14 protein-coding genes are annotated in these 15,913 nt (G+C 40.7%); all 14 read left to right on the top strand.

Annotated elements, in window-relative coordinates:
• Positions 1-26 precede the first annotated feature (26 nt).
• The 14 genes from BK026_RS09385 (at position 27) to BK026_RS09320 (ending at position 15,478) form a co-directional block, all read left to right on the top strand.
• Positions 27-374, top strand: a complete 348-nt coding sequence (locus BK026_RS09385) for a copper resistance CopC family protein (protein ID WP_071815622.1) — start codon at positions 27-29, stop codon at positions 372-374.
• An 18-nt stretch (positions 375-392) separates the two neighbouring features.
• Positions 393-1,310, top strand: a complete 918-nt coding sequence (locus tag BK026_RS09380; RefSeq protein ID WP_071815621.1) for a copper resistance D family protein — start codon at positions 393-395, stop codon at positions 1,308-1,310.
• A gap of 14 nt (positions 1,311-1,324) precedes the next feature.
• Positions 1,325-1,789, top strand: a complete 465-nt coding sequence (locus tag BK026_RS09375; protein ID WP_071815620.1) for a nuclear transport factor 2 family protein — start codon at positions 1,325-1,327, stop codon at positions 1,787-1,789.
• A 90-nt stretch (positions 1,790-1,879) separates the two neighbouring features.
• On the top strand, positions 1,880-2,311 hold the full coding sequence (locus BK026_RS09370) for a MerR family transcriptional regulator (protein WP_071815619.1): 432 nt from the start codon (positions 1,880-1,882) through the stop codon (positions 2,309-2,311).
• Positions 2,301-4,544 carry a heavy metal translocating P-type ATPase gene (locus BK026_RS09365; RefSeq protein WP_071815618.1) on the top strand — a complete coding sequence of 748 codons (2,244 nt, stop codon included), beginning with the start codon at positions 2,301-2,303 and terminating at the stop codon, positions 4,542-4,544. Before BK026_RS09370 ends, BK026_RS09365 begins: the two co-directional genes overlap by 11 nt.
• Before the next feature lie 8 nt (positions 4,545-4,552).
• Positions 4,553-4,906, top strand: coding sequence for a cupredoxin domain-containing protein (locus BK026_RS09360; RefSeq protein ID WP_071815617.1), 354 nt, complete (start codon positions 4,553-4,555; stop codon positions 4,904-4,906).
• A gap of 761 nt (positions 4,907-5,667) precedes the next feature.
• Positions 5,668-6,081, top strand: a complete 414-nt coding sequence (locus BK026_RS09355; protein ID WP_071815616.1) for a hypothetical protein — start codon at positions 5,668-5,670, stop codon at positions 6,079-6,081.
• A 68-nt stretch (positions 6,082-6,149) separates the two neighbouring features.
• On the top strand, positions 6,150-6,425 hold the full coding sequence (locus BK026_RS09350) for a helix-turn-helix domain-containing protein (protein WP_071815615.1): 276 nt from the start codon (positions 6,150-6,152) through the stop codon (positions 6,423-6,425).
• Positions 6,409-7,524 (top strand): reverse transcriptase family protein, encoded by a 1,116-nt coding sequence (locus tag BK026_RS09345; protein WP_071815614.1) that lies wholly within the window; start codon positions 6,409-6,411, stop codon positions 7,522-7,524. Before BK026_RS09350 ends, BK026_RS09345 begins: the two co-directional genes overlap by 17 nt.
• A 991-nt stretch (positions 7,525-8,515) precedes the next feature.
• Complete coding sequence (locus BK026_RS09340) at positions 8,516-9,295, top strand: TnsA endonuclease N-terminal domain-containing protein (protein ID WP_071815613.1); 780 nt, start codon at positions 8,516-8,518, stop codon at positions 9,293-9,295.
• A gap of 20 nt (positions 9,296-9,315) precedes the next feature.
• Positions 9,316-11,562 (top strand): hypothetical protein, encoded by a 2,247-nt coding sequence (locus BK026_RS09335; protein ID WP_071815612.1) that lies wholly within the window; start codon positions 9,316-9,318, stop codon positions 11,560-11,562.
• Positions 11,562-13,070, top strand: coding sequence for an ATP-binding protein (locus BK026_RS09330; protein ID WP_071815611.1), 1,509 nt, complete (start codon positions 11,562-11,564; stop codon positions 13,068-13,070). Before BK026_RS09335 ends, BK026_RS09330 begins: the two co-directional genes overlap by 1 nt.
• Complete coding sequence (locus BK026_RS09325; protein WP_071815610.1) at positions 13,063-14,037, top strand: hypothetical protein; 975 nt, start codon at positions 13,063-13,065, stop codon at positions 14,035-14,037. Before BK026_RS09330 ends, BK026_RS09325 begins: the two co-directional genes overlap by 8 nt.
• 10 nt (positions 14,038-14,047) lie before the next feature.
• The gene (locus BK026_RS09320; RefSeq protein ID WP_071815609.1) at positions 14,048-15,478 is read left to right on the top strand and encodes a TnsD family Tn7-like transposition protein; all 1,431 of its coding nucleotides are present in this window, start codon (positions 14,048-14,050) and stop codon (positions 15,476-15,478) included.
• The last annotated feature ends 435 nt before the right edge of the window (positions 15,479-15,913 follow it).

Genomic DNA, 15,913 nt, shown 5'->3' with positions numbered 1-15,913 from the left:
TTCATAAAGTATAAAGAGGTAAAAACATGAATACATTAATCAAAACTATTATGGTCGTAATTATGACATTTAGCGTGAGTGCGTTAGCTCATGTCAGTTTAAAAGCGTCAATGCCTACAGATAATGCAATGCTAATGAAGTCTCCAGAGACCTTATCTTTGAGCTTCACTAAAAATGTAAAGATCGTAAAGTTGTCACTTAAAAATAAACAAGGTGAAAAGATTAAATTTGGTTTTAAGCCAACGAAAGAGTCGAACAGAGAATTCTCATGGAAACTCCCTAAATTGGCACCTGCAAATTACATCGTTGAGGCCACGTTTTTAGGTAAGGATGGCCATAAAATGAAAGAAAGCTTTGGCTTTATGGTTCATTAATTTGGAGTGATAAATTCTATGGAAATGTATATCTGGAGTACGCTAATTGTACTGTCAAATTTTTCGTTTTACCTTGGCTTTGTAAGTATCGCTAGTTATACATTTCTTGGACAAGTTATTGATCAAATTCAACAGAAAGCTCAACAGAAAACGACAACAACACCTTCGACATTTTTAAAGCTAATCAATGGTTGGATTTTTGTTGGGCTCGTTGCCAATTTTATATGGTTCATAGCTAGCACAGGTGCAATGGCTGAAGATGGTATTAGAGGAGCTCTGGATAGCGACATGATTGAGCTCATGTGGGGTTCCTCTATTGGCGAAGTAACGTTTTATCGTTCCATTGGCTTTTCAATTGCAATATTTGCATTTGTTTTTTTTGTATATAGTAAACCTACTAAGATAAAGCGCTATGTTCTTCACTTACTTTATTTGTGCAGTTTGCTACTACTGGCATACTCATTTTCAGTATTGGGACATGTCTCCGAATTAGCTTGGCTAGAAAGAATAACGCTAATTTTTCATGTCCTTTTAATCGCATGGTGGATGGGGGCGTTGTTACCGTTGAGGTACGCTTGTAGTGTTTTAGCGCATAATGAGCTTTTTATACTAATGGAAAAATTTGGCAAGCAAGCCGTTCCCATGGTGACACTGATAATTATTGCTGGCCTTTGGTTATCTATTCAGCTTGTAGGCAGTATTGACGCCCTTGTGACCACTTCTTATGGACAAGTCCTTCTTTTTAAATTGATTTTAGTTAATTTAATTTTATTACTCGCAGCAAGGCACAAATTTAAGCTAGTTCCTGCACTTAACAATTCAACCGGCCGAGAAATGTTATCTAAATCTATTTCCATTGAAATAGTGATAGCGCTCGCCATTTTAGTAACTACATCAGCACTAACAAGTTTAGTTGGTCCTGAAAGCTACCTTTAAAAGAGAAATTAAAAATGAAAATAATAAAGATAATACTCAGCTTATTAGTGACAACCAGTATACTTGCTAATGCACATGGTGATAAAAGTAAAGAGCAAGGCTTATTTAAAGGGGCTGATACTCCCGCTGCGAAAGTAGTAGTTGCATTTCATCTAGCACTAAAAACCGGCGACAAAAAAACAGCGAGAAGTCTGTTAGCTGATGATGTCACTATATATGAAGGGGGGCGTGTGGAAAGAAGTGCGAATGAATATGCTCATCACCACATGTTGTCAGATATGAAATACCTAGCAGCTGTCGATAGCAAAATATTAGAACATCAAGTGACTGTTTTGGGGGATACCGCTATATCTGCTTCACGTACTCACACAGTAGGCACCTACAAGGGCAAAGACCGCAATTATCAAGGCATGGAAACCATGGTGCTTGAAAAACAAAGTGGTGAGTGGAAAATCAAACATATTCATTGGTCACATTAGACCCATGACTTAAAATTAGTATTGACCTGTGTCTTACACACAGGTCTACACTCAACTTAACTACTCAAATATTTTAAGTTGCGAGGTCATATGAAAGTGTCCGAACTAGCCAAGGCTTATGGCACAACGCCTGATACAGTAAGGTATTACACGCGTTTGAAGTTGCTTAATCCGATAAAGTCGGAAAATGGCTACAAATATTATCCGCCCACAGAGGTTTCTCGATTCAAGTTTATCTTAAGTGCAAGGCAACTTGGCTTTTCGGTGTCTGATATTCAGCAAATAGTTGATGAGGCTAGTCATGGCAAAGCTGCATGTCCATTGGTTCGAACGCTTATTAAAGAGCGATTAGCTGAAACAGAAAAACAATTCCAAGCAATGCTAAAGTTACGTGAAAATATGAGCAGTGCCCTAGAGCAATGGGAATGTAAAGAGGATAAAGCACCAACATCTACGATGGTTTGTCATCTTATCGATAGTTTCGAGCCTCTAAATGAGGAGGAACCAAGTGATGAAAAATAAAGAACCTAGCCAGCAACTTATTATCGAAGGCGCAGGTTGTGCGAGTTGTGTTGGTAAAATTGAATCCGCAATTCAATCAACTGCGGGAGTTGTTTCAGCTGAAATGAACTTTGCAGATAGAACGGTGATGGTTTCTGGTACAGCGCACGCAAGTGAACTAATCAGAGCGGTCGAGTCGGCTGGCTACAATGCAAAACTATTGGATAACGCAAAAGCGGATCAGATTTTGGATGAGAAAGAAGCTGCTGATTGGGAGTATTACAAGAAGTTACTGCGAGATACTTTTATTGCACTGTCTCTAGGTATTCCACTAATGATCTATGGGTTGTTCATTGGTGAGATGACCGTTGTTACAACAACAGAGCGAATATCATGGCTTATTGTAGGTATTGCCACTTTGGGTGTGATGTATTTTTCAGGTAAGCATTTTTATGTTGGTGCATGGAACAGTTTCAAAAATCACTCTGCCAATATGGATACACTTATAGCTGTAGGCACAGGCACAGCTTGGATTTATTCAATGGTTGTTGTGCTTTCACCTGACGTACTTCCCTTAATGGCTCGCCATGTATATTTCGAAGCTACAGCAATGATCATTGGGTTAATCAACTTAGGTTTAGCACTTGAACTAAAAGCACGGGGCAAGACATCACAAGCCATAAAACGTTTGATTGGGTTGCAAGCAAAAACGGCTATTGTTATTCGAGACAATAAAGAGGTTGAAATAGGTATTGAGCAAGTCTTAGAGAACGACGTTGTAAAGGTTAAGCCTGGCCAAAAAGTTCCTGTAGATGGTGAAGTCGTGGACGGTCATACCGCTATAGATGAGTCAATGCTGACAGGTGAACCAATACCTGTTGAAAAAAATGTGAGTGATCAAGTAGTGGCAGGAACACTTAACAAGTCAGGCTTAATCCTTTTTAGGGCTACTCGAGTTGGAAAAGACACTGCGCTTGCTCAAATTATTAATATGGTAAAGAAAGCACAAAATTCAAAACCACCTATTGGTCGCTTAGCTGATTCTATTTCAGCCTATTTTGTGCCAGCTGTGATGATAATTTCTGTGTTAAGTGCTTTAGCGTGGCTCAACTTAGGTCCTGAGCCTGCCATTGCATTTGCTACCGTTTCTGCGACAACAGTTTTGATTATTGCTTGTCCATGCGCATTGGGCTTAGCAACTCCTATGTCAGTGATGGTTGGCGTTGGAAAAGCTGCTGAGGCTGGCGTATTAATTCGTAACGGTGAAGCATTACAAACAGCATCAAAAGTTACGGCAATGATTTTGGATAAAACAGGCACAATTACAGAGGGCGCTCCTAAAGTTACTGATATAGTCTTAGCAAATGCCACAGATGAAAAGTCAGTGCTTCAGTTAGCTGCCAGTTTAGAAAATGGTTCTGAACATCCTCTTGCAGAAGCAATCTTAGAAAGTGCTGCTCTGAAAAAAATCGAACTGTTAAAAATTCAATCATTTAAAGCGATTACAGGCCAAGGTGTTAAAGCAAGATGTGAAGGAAAGTCGCTATTGTTCGGCAACGCTAAATTGATGGCTGAAGAAGATGTAGACCTGACTGGTTTTACAGGAAGAGCACAATCCCTAGCGAAAGAAGCTAAAACTCCAATGTACTTTGCTATTGATGGCGAGTTGGCTGCAATTATTGCGGTGGCAGACCCTATTAAACATGACTCCATTTCTGCCATTAAGAGACTGCAAGCAAACGGTATTAAAGTGATTATGCTGACTGGCGACAACAGAGAGACCGCAGCGGCGGTTGCGTTAAAAGTGGGGATCTCTGAATTTTACGCAGAAGTTCTTCCTGAAGATAAAGCTAGTAAAGTTAAGGAACTTCAGAACTTAGGTGAAATTGTTGGTATGACTGGAGACGGTATCAATGACGCTCCAGCTTTGGCATTAGCAGACGTTGGTTTTGCAATTGGTACAGGTACTGATGTGGCCATCGAAAGTGCCGATGTTACTTTAATGAGAGGCTCTTTACATGGTCTTGCAGATGCTATTGCAGTGAGTAAAGCGACATTAAAAAATATAAAACAAAACTTATTTGGAGCTTTTATATACAACATCGCAGGGATCCCTGTGGCGGCAGGCGTGCTTTATCCTGTATTCGGCATTTTGCTGAGCCCCGTTATTGCTGGTGCTGCTATGGCGTTCTCTTCATTAACGGTAGTTTCCAACGCAAACAGATTACGCTTATTCAAAACAAGAGAAAGCTAGGAGTTGATATGTTGATAGCAAATATAGTTGGTTTGGCGACAATCGCTCTTATTATCTGGTGGTTTTGGCTTTATAAACCTAAGGCTAAAAGTGCACTTAAGACTGATGTAGAGGTAATCGTTAAAGATGGCGTTTACTCACCAGCATTGATCAATGTGCCGGCTGGTAAACCCATACAAGTAAGGTTCACTCGTTTCGATGAATCACCTTGTGCAGAAATGTTATTGATCCCTGAGCTCGAAATTAGTGAACAATTATTAGTTAATAAGGAAACTGAAATTGTTTTGCCAGCGCTAACAAGTGGGGAGTACAAGTTTCACTGTCAAATGAATATGTATAAAGGACTGATAAGAGCAATTTAGACTTGTAACCAATATAACAATAGCGTTTATTTTTTGAAAAATAGGAGTTTCAAACTTTATTTTAACTCTAACGTTCAAAAGTAGGGTTTTAGTTGTTAAGTTTCAAACTTGCTTTTTGTATTAATTCCTTTTAAAACAATACTCTTAAGTTGCAAACTTTATTCGAATCTGACAGTTTGACCGGTAACGTTAAGGTTTGGGAATAGTTCGCAAAGTGTGGGAATCCCATTAAGGTTTGGGAGCGGGTTATTAAAGTTTGGGAAAGGTTATTCGTAATTGATCCCGACCATGCTAGTTAAAATCCGATCATAAATAGTGATTGAAAGGGGCGAACTGCTGTGCAGCGAAATTAAGTCCGCGACCGGAAATAATTAGGTCTGCGACAACAATTAACTCTGCGACTGGAAAGTCAAATAAAATAGAATCAAAACCCGCTTTTTTGCGGGTTTTTTTGTATTTTCTTTCGGGGTGATCAAGCTGGCCCTATTTAAAACCAATTGTGCCTAACAAGGTTTCGGTTAGCTTATTCAATTAATTCTATTTTCGAAAACTTCATCCCAAATAGGATAAGCATCTTGATTTATAAAAAAAGTTGACTCTTAGGACACCCTTTGGTAGTCTACAAATTGAGCAGGAGTTATCTTCTGTTGCGTGCTCTTTCAAAATTCATCTCTTATTACTAAGAACTGCAAAAGGCTGCGAAGCCGTTCGCTTGATTTTTATTATGTGAACTAACTTTTCCAACATAAGGCAATGCCCGTGTGACATTGGTTGAACGTTACATCTCAATCGTTAAGTGTCCAAGGTTAAGCAATCATCGTGGAATCACGTTAGATTTGGGCGGGAAAGTCCAGAGTAATTTTCTCTGGTGGTATTGGTCTGGTTTGTCTACGGCACTTCATTTCGGTTCAGGTAAAGCTAATGGGCGGGGGTTTTCCCGTAACCGTGATAGCAAAGAGGTGTTTCACATGAAAGATCAAACGTTGAAAGCATTGAAAGATGCTAGAGATAAATGCGCAAGAACCGTAGACAAAAGTACATTGGACGAACTCGATAAGGCAATTTTTAGTCTTGAGAGCCAATCATGTTGTAAATCTAGTCAGGATAAATGGCTAGCCGTAGCGGTGAGAATACTGTTTCTCATTAAGTTGTTGGCTGGCTTCGATACTGAGTAGATGCACAAAGTGACTACTATCCAATCGTACAACCAGCCAACTAAATCCATTGATTCTTGAGGTATAGTATGTTGATTGGAAAAACGCTTAAAGAGATCAGAAGTGCCAAAGGCCTTTCATTGGCCGCATTGGCTGAAAAATCAAATACTACGAAGTCATATCTTTCAAAGATAGAAAATGAAAAGCGCGATGCTTCTATTTCTACTATACGTGCTGTTTGTAAAGCGCTGGGAGTTCCACTTAACATATTCATTTTACTTTCAGAGGATGTCGAAGAAGACGAATATTTTGAGCTTAACATTACGTTAAAAGAGTTGGCTCGAAAGTATGTCATCACAAATTGAGTACCCTCAAGCAGGCATTGCGTCAATTGACTCGCTAGCAAGCGCTTTACGGATACCATCAAGTGAGCTTGTCGCGCTAGCTAACAACACTTCAAATTTATATCGAAAATCAGAACAGATTGAAAAAGATGATGGTTCAAAAAGAATAACCTATGACGCCTTACCTCCTTTAAAGATCGTATTATCAAATTTTAGGAAGCGAATTATTGATAAGGTTCTACTTCCGGAATATATATCGGCAGGTAAAAAAGGTAAAAGCTACATAGATAATGCCGAAGTTCATGCTGGGAGCAAGGGACTATTGTCAGAGGATATCAAAAACTTTTTTCCTCAGGTTAGTTTTAAAAGTGTTTTTGAAGCCTTTAAATATTTATACAAAATGTCGCCAGAAGTAGCTGAAGTAGCAGCTTTATTGTGTACTAAAGATGGTTATCTTGTTCAGGGTAGCCCTGTTAGCGGGTCGCTAGCCAATATCATTTTTTATGCCAAAGAGCCGTTTTTAGTAGACAGACTTAAACTATTGGGCTTTCGCTACACGCGATATTACGATGATGTTCATATTAGTCATAAAACAGATGACTTTAGTCGTGATATTGGGGAACTTAGAACAAAAGTGTACGGGATTTTTATTTCTCAAGGTCTTCAACCTCATAGAACTGCTAAAAAAAGCAATTACGCGAATAGCAGCAGACGGATGTCTGTGCATGGCATTGTAATAAACAATGAGAAAATAAAGCCAAACCCTAAGAAAGTCTCAGACACTAGAGCGATGCTTTTTAAATTTGAACGATTGCTTGAAACAGATTACACAATTGACTCAGTAGTTAGCCTTTACAGGTCAATCAGAGGCAAAATACAAACCTTGAAAGCACAAGGCTCAACAAAGAGTGAAGCTTATCTTACAACACTTAATTCACTAATGAGAAAAGTTGACGAGGCTAAAGCTAAAAAATTTGTACGAAAAGTCAGAAAAGTTAAGACTATTAAGGAATATAACAAGCTTTCATCAAAGTTATCAGTATTAAAAAAAATAAACGTCAAGGTCACGAGGGTTGTAAAAATAGAATGCGATTTGGCCAAAAAATCATTGAAGGCTTAAATGGTAAGGAAGTAAGAAAAATGAGCTGTAATACTTCTTAAATAAGAAGAGATTTCGTTCACTTGAAAATTCTGGCTTGACAGACCTCAGGCCCTACCGACCTGAGCACTATGATTAATAGAATAAATATTGAGTCCATTCAATCACTTCCTTGTTTTACTTGAATTAGTCTCGACTTGAACTGACAGTTAAGCGACTTTTCGGTTCAAGGGGTTTCACCGAGTTTCATTGTTTGCAACACAAGGTCAAGTTGTTGATGGCGTGCGGGGGGTATCAAACATTTCAAGACGGGGTCTATCCAGATCACGAATTAAACTGCGTAACTTAATTTAAAAAGCAGCATATCAACATGACGGACTAATAATGGATACCGACCATATTGCTCGGACATGTCGGCGCTGCAAGCCATTTAAATAAGCGTATAATCATTTTGTATCAGCGCAGTCCTGCACTCAGATAGTTGGAGGATTACCATCGCCTATGTTCTTGTTTTCTATGCTTTCGAGTTGTTTGTCCATTAATTTAATTAAGCTGTAAAAAAACATTGCATCATTCCTCATGAGATAAGTTCTCTTTGGTGGAATTCGGACCGATGCTTGCTGATGCAGTAAACAGTTTTTGATTACCAGCAGTAAACACTTTGTACTTAGCAAACAGTGTTTACCAGCGAAACAGCGGACTCAAATCCTTCTCAAACCTCTAATCGCGCATTAGCAACGCAAAATCATTCCGTACGGATGCTGTTCTCATTCTGCTTTATCGACAAAAAAAGTGGCAAAAAGTCAATTTTTTAAACATTTTTTTATAAAAAATGTGATGTATTTGGGTTTTTCGTTTTTATTTTATATAAAACCTCCTTAATTTTAATTTAAACAACAAAAAGATAATAATTATCAATGAGATAAAATTATCATTTTTAACTTTTAAGGTTGAAGGGTTTTGATCTGCCGACTATATTTCGATCAAGTTTTGATCAGTAGGCAGAGAAGCGATGAAGCTATTCAACTCAGAAGCAAATAACAAAAAAATTAGGGCGTTCAACGAAGCGCAGCAAAAGGGTGAATATAGACCTTTCTTAAGCCCAAGCTTCATGTCAGCTGGAACGCGCTCCATTTTCAAGTGCCCCGTTACAGGACGCGACATTCTGTTGTTGTCACAAACAGAGAAGCACGGATACATCAACTTAATATTCCGACCCAATGTCGTTGAGATCAAGGAACAGTATCCGCTGGATTTACAAACGACGATCGACATCTGTGAAGAAGAAGGCTGGATCCATCCGAGAGATCATGAAACCGGAGAGCTAAAAGTTTGCACCACCGACTTGATAGTAATTGAGTCAGACAAAAATGGGAGGCGAACACGTAAAGCGTATAGTTTTAAATATCAAGTCGAGCTAGATAAAGAGTGGCGGACGAAGCAGAAACTGATGCTTGAGCAGAAGTATTGGGCGCGATTGGGTGTTCAATTCGAGTTAGTTGAGCGTATGCAAATTTGCAAGATGACGGCTTACAACTTGATAAATTTATCGAATTGGTACGAGCGTGACTTGAGTGAACAAGAGTTAGATGAATTTGTCGCCTTTTTTTTACAGTACGTCAGAGCAAAACCGCTCTCAGCGCTTACCGAAGTTCTGAGAGAGGCGGGTAATACGTTTCGGCATAATACCCGTCGTGCCAATAAGCTTTTTGCCAACTCTGTGTTGCGGTTGAAAATTAAACTCGACCTCAGTCGCAAGCTGGAATATCACCAGTCGGTTCCACTGCTGTAGAGTTGTAAAGGATTTTTACAGTGGCTATTCCTTACGACCTTTTCAATCTGTCCGATGCTGGTATTGCGTTGTACTCCGCTGAATTCGGAAAAAAAGATGACTTTATGCTAAGCCATATCGTGTATGACGAAGATGGAGAAGAAATATTGATTGTCACGAATCTTACTCAATTCATGAGTAAGCGTGAACCTAGCAAACCTAGAATCTTTAAGCGAAACAAATTTTTCTCATTATTCAAGTACAAAACTGATAAGGATGGCTACGCACTCAGTTTTATCGAGCCCGACATGTGGTTGTTGTCAGACAAAGATTTAGAAACGCAACACAGCAGAAAGAAAGAGCGTCGAGATGAGGCATTTGAGCTAATTAAGCCTTTCACGACTAACGAACATATACATAAATATTTGTCAGGCAACCTGTATAAGGAAATCAAAGGGCACGCAGCGGTGTTGGGGTTTAATGCAAACAGTGGCGCAAAAGAAATCACTCGGCCACTGAATCGCTATCTCTCGCTAGGTTGCCACAAAAACGCTTTGCTCTTAATTAAGTACGGCAACTGCGGACAAGGTCCACGTACCTACAAAGAAGGTTCTAAGACCGGCCCCAAGAAAAAGCCGTGCGGTAATTCCACTATCTCAGTTTCAAGAATGTACCATCCCACTGACATTCAAAAAGTCAGACAAATCGCATTGGCGAATGGGGTTGAAAAGAAAGACGGAAAATTTCAACTTGCACGGATCCGAACGTTGTTTGATAGAGAGTATGCGTCAAGAAAAGGCTGGATCCAAAAAAATGGGAAGGAACTCCCTAATCTAATACTTAATCAGAAACAAAGACTAACCAAGAGCCAGTTTTATCGTCTATTCCACAAAGCGATTAAGCCGACAGAATTACAAGAGCTTCAGCATGGATTTAAAGAAGCCATTAATCGTTCTCGACAAACAAAAGGTAAAGCTAACGAAGGTGTATTTAGAGCCGGGCAAGTCTGTGAGATTGATACAACTATTTTACCTGTTTATCTTGGAAATCCTCTCAATCGAAACAAAAGAGAAACGGTTGGCAAAGTCTATTTATGCCTAATCGTTTGTGTGGCGACTCAAATGGTAATGGGATATTCGCTTTCGTTTGCGCCCCCAGTGTGGGAAAACATCGTCGAAGCGTTTATCAATAGTATGCTCAATAAACAGGAGCACGCGAAGCGATATGGCATTGATATTGACCATGAGGACTGGCCCGTTCAGCACGTTCCTGAAGGGTTACGTGCCGATAATGGTGTTGAGTACCTGAGGAACATCATTCAGCGAATAGTAAATAGCGATGAGATTGAATTGAATGATTTTAGCGTCAATCCTCCCGGTGAGCCTAAGGGAAAGGGCACATCAGAAAAGATGTTAGATATCATGCAAGGATTTCTTGAGCATGTAAAAGGGAAAGTAACCAAAGGCCGAAATCCTAGCATTCAACATCCTGCCAATCATCCCATGTTATTCATAGATGGACTTCATGCACTCGTGATCCGCGCGATTACCATTCATAACACTAGTAGCTATCGCCCGAGGTTGGTGACTCATGAAATGGCTCACCACGACGTGGCGCCGGTCCCGGCCGCGATGTGGCAGTTCTTAATAAATCATGAAGCATACGGCAGACCGCCGACGTCACCACAACAGCTTTCTCAAAAAGTGTGGGTGTTGATGCGCAAGCATACAGCGAAAGTGAGCCCAACAGAAATTCGCCTGAACAAATTGGGCTACAAAAATCAGTGGGCCACTAAACAGGGGTGGTTTGATCAAGCTGAATCTCATGGCGCATTTGAAATCGAGGTCATTGCATTCGCAGGCTCTGTAGATTGTATTTATGCCCGAGATGAAAATGGAGTTTTACACCCGATCGAATTGCTAGAAGGCTATGAAAAATTTCGGGGTATGACCTTGCCACAGGCTCAAGCTGAACAACACCGAGATGCAGAGCTTAAACAGACACTTGAGTTCAAGAAAGCTGAGGCGGTCATGAATTTTGAAGTCGCAGCAGAGCAGCTCTACTTACAAGCAGAAAAGTTCTACAAATATGCACCAGTCAATGCTCGTATTTCGATGCCAGATGGGATCAGTGAATTAAATCTGAGTATGCGTGAATTAGAGCAGGTTGAGCGGGCGAGTCGTCAGCTTCGACTTATGGGAGTGCTGTCGGAAAACACGACTGCTAATCCTACACACCAAACCAATACGCCAGATGATGATAATGATGATGAGGAGTTGATCTGCTGATGTCACGCCATACTGTTACAAAAAATACCGCTACCTATCGAGACGAGCTTAGAACAAAATATGCTGGTAATCCTTTGGTTGAATCAATGCCTGAATTTTTAAGCAAGGAGGCTTTCAATGAGCGGATCGGAAAGTCGACACCGTTACCTGCGGAATTCTTTTCCATTCGACGTGTGGATGCGCTGGACGACATACTGACTTTAGAAAAGTCATTCTTCCCAGTTCCTCAGTGTTACCTGCTTTATGAAAATCTCTATTCGCTAGTCCGGCGGTATTATGGTGGAGTAAATCCATTGGACGCTCATACGGTGGCTAAAACACATGAACTTGCTTATCACCTAAAGCAAGGTAAAGAGTGGAAATTGCCAGCTGAAACCTTGTTGGATGACGGTGAAGGTGAATCACAATCAATATTAATCTCAGGCCGAAGTGGCCTTGGAAAATCACGTAACATTCGACGCCTTTTCAAGTTGTTGTTTGATCAAGTAACTGTCCATGAGATCTACAAGGGAAAGCCATTTATCACCGTGCAAGTTTTTTATATCAGCATTGACATGGCTAATTCAAAAAATAAAACCGCGCTTTCACTGGCATTTTTTGCTGAGTTAGACCGAGTGCTGGGATTCAATGCCAGCAAGGATTTCCTGAATTACAAATTAAAGCCATCTCAATATTTGAATGCGATGCAACTGGCTTGTCTTAAGTATCATATTGGTGTGATCCACATAGATGAAATGCAATACATTTTAAATCGCCCCAAGTCTACTAAAAAGAACTCTGAAAATGACCTGCCGACATTGCCTGAGCTCGAATCACTTTTTAACCAAGTGGGGGTGCCGATTATTGTCTCGACGACTTCCGAAGCATTGCAGCAGTTTAAGAACAGCCTGAAGCGCCCTAATGCAGATGCCACCCCATTACAGTTGGCTAGTCGTTTATCATCATGCAGTCACATCACCTTTCATCAATGGCAACGCAGGGCGAAACAGGTCGATGCGTTTTTCGATGTGTTTTTCCCTGCAAACGTTTTTAAGAATGATTTAGCTATTGATGAAAAATTTAAACGTCACTTTTTGATTTTGTGTGCGGGTGTTATCAAAGCAATGGTTTTCTTAGCAGTGTCTTTTCTGCGAAGCCTGCACGCAAAAATAAATGGTCCGGGGTTTAAAGACGGGGATTCACTCATTGGGTTTCTAAGTAACGTCTACAAAACACGATTTGACACGTGGGACAGCTCACTAAAGGATTCTCTTAAGGTATACCAGATTGGACCTTCCCCCGGAGAACTCAATACTCAACAAAATGACAACCATTCATTTGCTAATAGTCAGGACAACGAGGCCGTTGTGGTAGTTACGGAAGTGGAACAAGCCAAACGAACCCGAGCAAAAACAACAAAAAGGCAACCTAGGGCTGCGGACGTTATCGAGCGGATTGAGGAAGGTGAAGAGTTAATTGATGCTGATAGCATTGTCGCGACTTATGAAAAGGGACAGACACGTGTTTAATTATTATCCAACACCTTTTCCCGACGAACACCTTGCCAGTGTTATGTATAGAGCCTTTATACTGACTTACTTTGTCGATATAGAAAGTCACTTCAAAAATAGACAGAAGCATATTTTCTTTAATACCCCTTCTCGTTGCTGGGTTCCCGCTTTTAAGCATTTGGTAACTTATTTCAGTAATAATCAAACGCTAGACAGGCTGTTGAAACAACATAGCAATTTGATGGATTACAGCTTATTAGCTATCTCTGACAATCATATTGCTTCACTGTTTGATACACTGGCATCGCTCGGTAGGGCGAATTGGAAGTTATCAGTCCATATTGGCACTGATCGAGGCTGGCGATATTGCCCTGTCTGCGTTAATGAAAACGTGGAGCTGTATGGCACATCGTACTGGCATGCATCACATCAACGATTCTATCAACGAACATGTTCGCAGCACCGCACCGTGCTCAAAGTTAGCCCTAACGCCAAATTTGCACTTCCAACTATACATTCAGGCGAGGTTGCAGAGAGAGCATCTGTAGAAGAACATGAATTGGATAAAAAGCTTGCGACTATCGTGCAGTCTTTAAGACTGGTTCCAACTGTAGAGCGAAGAAAACGCGTTATCTTTGCAGTTAAGCAGAAATTAAATATTGCCGACGGTGATACGAGCCGTTATTCCTACAATGGACGGCGCTTGTCTCAATTACACGAACTGCTGACGGATGCGATTAACACACCAGAAATACTGCATTATTTTACTTTTGATAAAGCAATCGCGCAGCAAGCACCTTTCACATCAATAAGCGGGCTCTATCAGATGCTTAATTTCAACAATCAAATGCATCCTCTGTGGTACATCATCTTAATACACATCTTTTTAAACGAAGACGACAAACTTATCGCGTTTGACCCAAAGGTTGATTGGAGTTGCGCAAAACATAGTATTGGGAACAACGTGATGCCTATCGCGTGTTAAGGAAATGAATATGGAGTTGCTCCAATATTTACCTCGACGATACAAAGGTGAGACCGTCTACAGCATGGCTGCACGGTTGGTTTTAAATGACATTTCGGTTTCTACGTCTCGAAGCTTACAGAATGTGTTTCATAACAGAAATCTGCAACTTGACTCTGCTTTCCCGTCTTTCATCCCCGCACTTGCCGAGAAAATGGGGTGCAGTTGCGATGAACTCGTCCAGCAACATTCACTTTTTCCATATTTTTCGGTGTTTGCTAATGGTAGTGCTATTCGAAGAGCCTTAACTGCTTTGCTGAATGGGGAAAGCAGTGTTGCATACAAAGCGCTGGGTTTATTAGCAAGCCGTTTAGCAGATGAGGCCTATCTTAAATACTGTCCTGTTTGTGCGACTCAACAAAAAGTCGCTTACGGAGAAACCTATTGGCGTCGAGAGCATCAGTTGCCGATGGTCAATGTTTGCGTTGAACACCATTGCAAACTAATTCAGGTTTCGCGAAAGCGTAAGCAACTGTTGTTTCCTGAAAGTGACAAGCCCAGTAATTATGACATCGATGTTGTTGAGATGAAGCTCGCCGAAATAAGCACGGGTTTGCTAAGCAGCGGTCACTTCGAAACCGCAAAATTATTGAGAGGGTACGCTGCAAGGCTTTTCGCTAGGGGGCTAGCGACAACTAAGTCTGTTCATCATGGCAGATGGTTTAATGAAATGTTTGAGTATTTTTCCCTATTAAGAGCGCATGATGATAGGGTGGCTCAGCTTTTTTCAAAGCAAAGTGAGCATGGATTTCCTGCTAATGTATTTTACTCGGATAAGTCTAGCCATCATCCGATCAAACACGTTCTGATTATCTGTTTTCTCTTCGAGCACTTCGGCGATTTTGTTGTGAACTACAGCAATGCTTCAACTATCACCACTCAACAAAGCAAAGTTAAGCCACTCAAACAGTCAGAGATTGATCAAGCTCGGTATAAGAGAGTTATCCATTACTTGAATCAAAACTTATCTCTTCGACAGATAGTGAAAAACGCCAATGTTAGTGCGGCTACGGTGAGAAATATTGCTCGAAGCCAAGGCATAACCCTAACCTCGTCGAAACGAAAGATTAATGATGGAGTCGAACGGTTGATTACCATTAAATTGATGGTAGGGTGGCCGACCGAAGTGATTGCGGCTCGACTTGGTGTCTCCAAATCCGATGTTGAGCAAGTGTTATCAGGACATCCAGAAATAAAGGCTCTTCGACAACGAATACGGCATTACAGAAAGCGTCATGAGAGCAGAGATAGTTTGCTTGAGACGGTGGCTGGATTGAGCGATTTGCGCGTTAAGCATCTGAAAGATAGGTGTTACCGCGATTATATGTGGTTATATAAAAACGACAGGGCATGGTTGTTTGATACCCTTAAGCAGCATAGCTTTAGCAATCTCAAGAGCTGACGACATTTTTCGTCGGAGGTTTAAAGCCGAGCTGACAGGAAGCTATGAGCGATATCAGACCATCGTTACTAGTAATAGCGATAGTCTCTTTTAGACCTTTTGTTGCCTGTCAGTGCTAGTTTCAGACAACTCAGTGCCAGTTGCCGCCGTTAATATATTCGAAGCCAGACGGCTGCTAGGAGCGTAAAGCGGACCTTGACCACAGCAAATGCGCTGGTCCGCTTCAGACAAACAGCAGACGTTCAGGGCTCTCTGCTCTTGATTCCGATATTTACCATAAGCGGAAGTTAATATGCTTTATTCTGACTGACTCTTCAGTGGCATAAAGCAGTTATTCAGACCACAATAGTCCACAGGATGCGCCTCCAAAAGCCGAATGTTGAATATTACAATTGATAACCAACCCTACAACTCCAAATTTTTATTACAAAGCGA

This window comes from Alteromonas sp. V450 (assembly GCF_001885075.1).
In the GTDB taxonomy this organism is placed as follows: domain Bacteria; phylum Pseudomonadota; class Gammaproteobacteria; order Enterobacterales; family Alteromonadaceae; genus Alteromonas.
The sequence above is the reverse complement of the archived record's forward strand: the minus strand, read 5'-3'. Positions and strand labels throughout refer to the sequence as shown.